The 6,490-nt window shown below is 62.2% G+C and carries 6 protein-coding genes; all 6 read right to left on the bottom strand.

Features of this window, described 5'->3' with window-relative positions:
- Positions 1–79: 79 nt before the first annotated feature.
- Positions 80–1,675 carry a GMC family oxidoreductase gene (locus BS629_RS37860; protein WP_026188776.1) on the bottom strand — a complete coding sequence of 532 codons (1,596 nt, stop codon included), beginning with the start codon at positions 1,673–1,675 and terminating at the stop codon, positions 80–82.
- A 134-nt stretch (positions 1,676–1,809) separates the two neighbouring features.
- A complete protein-coding gene (locus BS629_RS37855; protein WP_018246524.1) occupies positions 1,810–2,799 on the bottom strand; it encodes a branched-chain amino acid ABC transporter permease in 990 nt (329 codons plus the stop codon).
- A gap of 1 nt (position 2,800) precedes the next feature.
- The gene (locus tag BS629_RS37850; RefSeq protein WP_018246523.1) at positions 2,801–3,688 is read right to left on the bottom strand and encodes a branched-chain amino acid ABC transporter permease; all 888 of its coding nucleotides are present in this window, start codon (positions 3,686–3,688) and stop codon (positions 2,801–2,803) included.
- A gap of 4 nt (positions 3,689–3,692) precedes the next feature.
- Positions 3,693–4,394, bottom strand: coding sequence for an ABC transporter ATP-binding protein (locus BS629_RS37845; protein WP_020493450.1), 702 nt, complete (start codon positions 4,392–4,394; stop codon positions 3,693–3,695).
- Positions 4,394–5,176: an ABC transporter ATP-binding protein gene (locus tag BS629_RS37840; RefSeq protein WP_018246521.1), complete on the bottom strand. Its 783-nt coding sequence runs from the start codon at positions 5,174–5,176 to the stop codon at positions 4,394–4,396. Before BS629_RS37840 ends, BS629_RS37845 begins: the two co-directional genes overlap by 1 nt.
- A gap of 5 nt (positions 5,177–5,181) precedes the next feature.
- Positions 5,182–6,387, bottom strand: coding sequence for an ABC transporter substrate-binding protein (locus BS629_RS37835; RefSeq protein ID WP_018246520.1), 1,206 nt, complete (start codon positions 6,385–6,387; stop codon positions 5,182–5,184).
- Between the last annotated feature and the right edge of the window lie 103 nt (positions 6,388–6,490).

Below are 6,490 nucleotides of genomic sequence, written 5' to 3'. Positions count from 1 at the left end.
AGTGTGACTGTCCCTCGATCATCATCTGCATCTCAGTGATCCGTTCTCTCAACGGCCGCGGCCTCTTTCATGCCACCTCCTATCGATTGTCTTCGAGGATCATTGCTGCCGCCTTTTCGGCGATCATGATCGTCGGCGAATTGGTGTTGCCCGAGGTGATCAACGGCATCACCGAGGCGTCGGCGATCCTCAGCTTGCCGAGCGCCCGGAATCTCAGCCTGGGATCGACGACGCTGTCCCTGTCGGCGCCCATGCGGCAGGTGCCGACGGGATGGAAGATCGTCGTGCCGATATCGCCCGCCACCCGCTCCAGATCGGCCTCCGTCTGATAGGCGGGTCCCGGCTTGAATTCCTCCGGCTTGAAACGGGCAAAGGAAGGCTGCGCGACGATCTTGCGCGTCAATCGTATTGAACGGACAGCTATGTCACGATCGCGCTGCGTCGAGAGGTATTTCGGGCTGATCGTCGGCTGGGCGGCAAAATCCGGGCTCGACAGGTGCACCGAACCCCGGCTTTCCGGCCTGAGATTGCAGACGCTCGCCGTGATCGCCGGGAAAGGATGGACGGGATCGCCGAACTTCTCCAGCGATACCGGTTGCACGTGATATTGCAGATCAGGCGTTTCCCGGTCCGGGCCTGAGCGGGTGAAGATGCCGAGCTGGCTCGGCGCCATTGCCATCGGCCCGGAGCGGCGGACGAGATATTCGAGCCCGATCGCCGCCTTGCCGATCAGCTTCGTCGCCTTCTCGTTCAGCGTCGGAACGCCTGTGACCTTATAGGCCAGACGCAGCTGCAGATGGTCCTGCAGGTTCTCGCCGACACCCTTCACCTCGGTGACGACATCGACACCCGCCCGCTGGAGAACCTCGCCCCTGCCGATGCCTGACAGTTCCAGGATATGCGGCGAGCCGATCGAACCGGCCGAAAGGACGGTTTCTTTCGCAGCATAGGCGCGTTTCGCCACGCCACCATGCTGGAATTCGACGCCGGCAACGGCGCCCTCCTCCACCAGCAGCCGCCGGACCTGCGCTTTGGTCAGGACGGTCAGGTTGGAGCGCTTCATCGCCGGGCGCAGGAAGGCCTTCGAGGTGTTCCAGCGAATGCCGGAACGCTGGTTGACGTCGAAATAGCCGGAACCTTCGTTGCTGCCGCGGTTGAAATCCGCGGTCTCAGGGATGCCTGCTTCCCTGGCCGCCTGCTGAAAGGCATCGAGCACGGCCCAGCGCACACGCGCCTTCTCAATGCGCCATTCGCCGCCGGCACCATGCATCTCGTCTTCGCCGCGATAAAAATCCTCGGACTTGCGGAAGAAGGGCAGAACATCGTCCCAACCCCAGCCGGTGCAGCCCATCTGCCGCCAGAGGTCGTAATCGCGCGCCTGGCCGCGCATGTAGATCATGCCGTTGATCGACGAACAGCCGCCAAGCACCTTGCCGCGCGGATAGCTCAACGCCCGGCCGTTCAATCCCGCTTCCGGCGCTGTGGTGAAGCACCAGTCGGTGCGCGGATTGTTGATGCAATAGAGATAACCGACCGGAATATGGATCCAGTGATAATTGTCGCTGCCGCCAGCCTCGAGCAGCAGCACGCGGCTCCTGCCATCGGCGGACAGCCGGTTGGCAAGCACGCAGCCGGCGCTGCCTGCCCCGATGATGATGTAGTCGTAACGATCCATGCCCCGCACGAGACTCCAGATGCTTGCCGCTTCCCTCTCCCCGCAGCACGGGGAGAGGAAGAGTCGCAGCGCCGCCGCCCGTCTCTTTTCCCGGGAAAGAGGGATTCTTTCCGGAAAGAGAGAGGTCCGCCCGTTCAGCGGCGATAGACGAAGCCCAGTTTCCGCCCCAGCCGCGAGGCGTAGAATTCGCCGATGATGCCCCGGCGGAAGATCAGCACGCAGACCATGAAGACGATGCCGGTGATGATCGTCACCGGGAATTCCGAGGTGGCGAGGTAGTTTTCCAGCGCCACCACCAGCCCGGCTCCGAAGAGCGGGCCGATCAGCGTGCCGATGCCGCCGAGCAGCGTCATCAGGATCACTTCGCCCGACATCTGCCAGGCGACGTCGGTCAGCGTCGCAAACTGGAAAACGATCGATTTCACAGCACCCGCGAGCCCGGCAAGCGCGGCCGACATGACGAAAGCGCCGAGCTTGTAGCGGGCTACGGAATAACCGAGCGAGATTGCCCGCTGCTCATTTTCGCGGATCGATTTCAGGATCATGCCGAAGGGCGAATTGATGAAGCGCCAGATGATCAGCACGCCGATGATGAAAACAGCCAGCACGAAATAATACATGTTGGTCGAGCTGTTCAGATCGATAAAGCCGAAGAGATGGCCGCGCGGCACCGACTGGATGCCGTCCTCGCCTTCGGTGAACTCCGCCTGCAGGCAGAAGAAGAAGAACATCTGCGACAGCGCCAGCGTGATCATCGCGAAATAGATGCCCTGACGGCGGATGGCGAAGAAACCCATGACGAGGCCGAGAAACGCCGCGCCCACCACCCCAATCAGGATGCCGAGTTCCGGCGGCAGGCCCCATGCCTTCACCGTGTAGGCGGTGAAATAGGCCGCTCCACCGAAGAAGGTGGCATGGCCGAAGGAAAGCAAGCCGGTATAGCCGAGCAGCAGGTTGAAGGCGCAGGCAAAGAGCGCGAAGCAGAGCAGCTTCATCAGGAAGATTGGATAGAAGAAAAACGGCGCCAGCAGCAGGAGCAGCAGCCCCGCCAGCAGAAAACCCGCCTGCACCGAAAGGGCGGTTCGGCTTTTTTCCGTTTGGATGGTTTCGGTGATGTCAGCCATGTCACGCATCCCGTCCGAAGAGGCCCGCGGGCCTGATAAGAAGCACGATCGCCATGATGACGAAGATCACGATGTTGGAAGCCTCGGGATAGAAGACCTTGGTCAGGCCCTCGGCGATGCCGAGCACATAACCGGTGATGATCGCGCCCATGATCGATCCCATGCCGCCGACGACGACCACGGCGAAGACGACGATGATCATGTTCGAGCCCATCAGCGGCGAGACCTGGTAGATCGGCGCCGCCAGCACACCGGCAAAGGCGGCGAGACCCGCCCCGAGCGCGTAAGTGAGCGTCAAGAGCACCGGCACGTTGACGCCGAAGACCTGCACCAGCACGGCGTTTTCCGTGGCAGCGCGCAGATAAGCGCCGAGCTTGGTCTTCTCGATCAGCAGCCAGGTGCCGAGGCAGACGACGAGCGACACGACGACCACCCAGCCGCGATAGATCGGCAGGAACATGAAGCCGAGGTTGGCGCCGCCGGCAAGCGCAGCCGGCGTCGCATAGGGCTGGCCGGAAGAGCCGTAGAGATAGCGGAAGGTGCCCTCGACCGCGAGCGCCAGGCCGAAGGTGAAGAGCAGGCCGTAGAGCGGATCGAGATCGTAGAGCCGGCGCAGGAACAGCCGCTCGATGATAGCGCCGGCAAGGCCGACGATCACGGGCGCCAGGATCAGCGTCGGCCAGTAGCCGATGCCGGCATAGGTCAGCAGCAGGTAGGCGACGAAGGCGCCGAGCATATATTGCGCGCCATGGGCGAAGTTGATCACCCGGAGCAGGCCGAAGATGATGGCGAGGCCGAGGCTGAGCAGCGCATAGAACGAACCGTTGATCAGGCCGATCAGCAGCTGGCCGAACAGCGCCTGCAGGGGAATGCCGAAGATCATCGTCATCTGGTCACACTCCCAGAACTTTGTGCAGCGTATCCATGCGCTGCGGCAGTTCACCGACCGGGAATTCCGACACCATCTGCCCATGATCCATCAGATAGAAGCGATCGGCAATACGGCTGGCGAAACGGAAATTCTGCTCGACGAGCAGGATTGTCATGCCGCGCTCCTTCAGTGTCTTCAGCACCTCGCCGATGCGCTGGACGATCACGGGGGCAAGCCCTTCCGTCGGTTCGTCGAGAATGAGCAGCCTGACGCCGGTGCGCAGGATTCGGGCGATCGCCAACATCTGCTGCTCGCCGCCGGAAAGCTTGGTGCCCGGGCTACCGCGGCGCTCGTAGAGATTGGGGAAGAGCTCGTAGATCTCGTCGAGAGTCATCCCACCTCCTGCCACGACCGGCGGCAGCAGCAGGTTTTCCGAAACCGTGAGCGTCGAGAAGATGCCGCGCTCCTCCGGGACGAAGCCGATGCCACGATGCGCCGTCTTGTGCAGCGGCACCTGCATCATGTCGCTGCCGGCAAAGCTGATCTTGCCCTTCCGGGACCGCACGATGCCGGTGATGGTGCGTAGCGTCGTCGTCTTGCCGACGCCATTGCGGCCGAGAATGGTGATCGTCTCGCCTTCACCGACGCGCATATCGACGCCGTGCAGGACATGGCTTTCGCCGTACCAGGCATTGAGCCCCTGGACCTCGAGGAGAGCGGCCATCAATGCTCCTCCGTACCCATATAGGCCACGCGTACGCGCTCGTCCTGGCTGACGGTGGCATAATCGCCCTCGGCGAGGATCTCGCCACGCTGCAGCACCGTGACATGCTGGCAGATATTGGCGACGACGGAGAGATTGTGCTCGACCATCAGCACCGCCCGCTCGCGGGCGACCTCGCGGATGATCGATGAGACGACGCCGACATCCTCCAGCCCCATGCCGGCCATCGGTTCGTCCAGTAGGAGCACCTTCGGATCCAGCGCCAGTGTGGTGGCGATCTCCAGCACGCGCTTGCGGCCATAGGAAAGATCGGCGGCGATATGATCGCGCTCCTTGGAAAGCCCAACGCTGGCCAGCAGTTGCTCGGCGCGCTCGTTCAGCCGGTCGAGCGCCGAGAGCGGCCGCCAGAACTGCGTGGAAAGATTGTTCGGCCGCTGCAGCGCCACACGCACATTGTCGAGAACGCTCAGGTGCGGGAAGACCGCGGAGATCTGGAAAGAGCGCACCAGTCCCATGCGCGCCACCTTGTCGGGCGGCGTCTTCGTGATGTCAACGCCCATCAGGGTGATCGTGCCCGCCGTCGGCTGCAGGAACTTGGTCAGCAGGTTGAAGACTGTCGTCTTGCCGGCGCCGTTCGGGCCGATCAGTGCATGCACGCTTGCGTCATGCACATCGAGATCGACGTTCTTGACGGCGGTGAAGCCGCCGAAATCGCGACGCAGTCCGCGGGCGGACAATACCACCCGCGGCTTTTCCTGAGTTTCAATTGCGGAAACCGCCATCGTGCTTACTTCACCAGATCGCAGCCGCTCTTGGCGGGATCGATATAGGCTTCCTTGCCGGGAATGGTGGCGAGCACATTGAAGTAATCCCACGGCTCCTTGCTTTCGGAAGGCTTCTTGACCTGCAGCAGGTACATGTCATGGATCATGCGGCCATTGGCGCCGACCGTGCCGCCGCGGCCGAAGACGTCATCGACCGGCATTTCATGCAGCTGCTTGGCGACGGCTTCCGTCTCGTCGGTGCCGGCCTTCTCCACCGCCTTCAGATATTGCGTCACTGCCGAATAGGTGCCGGTGTGGATCATGTTCGGCATCTTGCCGGTGCGAGCGAAGAACTTCTTGGCGAAGGCGCGGCTTTCGTCGTCGCGATTCCAGTAAAAACCTTCCGTCAGGGTCAACCCTTGAGCCGCTTCGAGGCCGAGGCCGTGGACTTCGGCGAGCGTGAAGAGCAGCGCAGCCAGATGCTGGCCGCCCTGGGTGATCCCGAATTCGGCCGCCTGCTTGATGGCATTCGAGGTGTCGAGGCCGGCATTGGCAAGGCCGATCACCTTGGCGCCGGATGATTGCGCCTGCAGCAGGAAGGACGAGAAATCCTGGGTCGAGAGCGGATGGCGGACAGCGCCGACGACCTTGCCGCCGCTTGCCTTGACATAATCGCTGGTCTGCTGTTCCAGCGAATAGCCGAAGGCATAGTCAGCGGTGAGGAAGAACCAGCTGTCGCCGCCCTGCTTGACGAGTGCGCCGCCGGTGCCGACGGCCAGTGCATGTGTGTCATAGGCCCAATGGAAGCCGTAGGGCGAGCAGGCCTTGCCGGTGAGATCCGTCGTCGCCGCACCGGTGACGATGTCGATCTTCTTCTTTTCCTTGCCGATCGCCTGCACGGCGAGCGCCACCGACGAGGTCGTCAGTTCCATGATCGCATCCACCTGCTCGGTGTCATACCACTGGCGAGCGATGTTGGAGGCGATATCAGGCTTGTTCTGGTGGTCGGCATCGACGATCTCGACTGGAACACCCAGGACCTTGCCGCCGAAATCCTCGACCGCCATCTTGGCAGCTTCGACGGAGGACTTGCCGCCAAAATCGGCATAGACACCCGACTGGTCGTTCAGGATGCCGATCTTGACCTTGCCGTCGGTCGCGCTCTGCGCGAGCACCGCTGTGCTGCTTGCAAGCAGAAATGCAACTGATGCAATGAGATTCTTTCGCATATGATCTCCTCCCAGAGATTGGCCAGATTGCGGATCTGTTCAAATTTGGCCAGCCGCACTCCTCAGAACGACGGACCCTCACCTTACGATCACGGAAATTCCG

It is taken from the genome of Rhizobium leguminosarum bv. viciae USDA 2370, from assembly GCF_002008365.1.
In the GTDB taxonomy this organism is placed as follows: domain Bacteria; phylum Pseudomonadota; class Alphaproteobacteria; order Rhizobiales; family Rhizobiaceae; genus Rhizobium; species Rhizobium leguminosarum.
This window is presented reverse-complemented; position numbering and strand designations above follow the sequence as displayed.